Raw genomic sequence first — 803 nt, forward strand, 5'->3', positions numbered from 1 at the left:
ATGTGGCGCGAGCGCCTGTTGCTCAAGCACTTTGCGGGGCGCGTGCCCATCCTGGGCGTGTGCCTCGGGCACCAGGCGATTGCCGATGCGTTTGGCGGCCGCGTGATCCGCGCGCAGAAGGTGATGCACGGCAAGGTCAGCACCATCGAAAACACCGGCGTGGGCGTATTCGCCAACCTGCCGCGGCATTTCAAGGTGACGCGCTATCACTCGCTCGCGATCGAGCGTGAAACGCTGCCGGACTGCCTAGAAGTAACGGCCTGGACCGAAGACGGCGAAATCATGGGCGTGCGCCACAAGACGCTGCCGGTGGAAGGCGTGCAGTTCCACCCGGAATCGATCCTGTCGGAACACGGCCACGCGCTGCTCGGCAATTTCCTGAAGGAACGCGTCTGATGCGCCGCTCATGCACGGTCGCGCTGGCGATGATGGCGAGCCTGCCGGCGATGGCCGGTACGCTGGACGCCTGCCGCGCGGCCCAGCCCGAGGCCGGCAACGTCGCCCAATGCGTGCAGACCGCACGCAAGGCGGCACAAACGGAACTGGCGTCGGCCGAATCGACACGCCGCACCGCGCTGCGCGCCCGCATGGCTGCCAACAAAGGCACGGACCCTGGCGCCGCCATGGCATTCGACCGCACCGTGCGCGCACACCAACTCTACCGGCAGGCCGAATGCGACCTGCAACGCCGCCTGGCCCGCAATGCGCCCGATGCCGACCTGGCAGAAGCCGCATGCGAGGCCGATCTCTCGCGTGAGCGCATCGGCGCCTTGCGCGACGCCGCACAGCCGGTCACCCCGGCT

Annotated in this window: 2 protein-coding genes; both read left to right on the plus strand. The window is 68.1% G+C overall.

The features are described from left to right. On the plus strand, positions 1-396 hold a 396-nt coding region (locus FUT88_RS25870; RefSeq protein WP_147219375.1), incomplete at its 5' end, for an anthranilate synthase component II. Next, a partial coding sequence (locus FUT88_RS25875; RefSeq protein ID WP_147219377.1) for a lysozyme inhibitor LprI family protein occupies positions 396-803 on the plus strand: 408 nt, incomplete at its 3' end. The genes FUT88_RS25870 and FUT88_RS25875, both read left to right, overlap by 1 nt.

The sequence above is a fragment of the Ralstonia sp. TCR112 genome (genome assembly GCF_007997035.1).
Lineage (GTDB): Bacteria > Pseudomonadota > Gammaproteobacteria > Burkholderiales > Burkholderiaceae > Ralstonia > Ralstonia edaphi.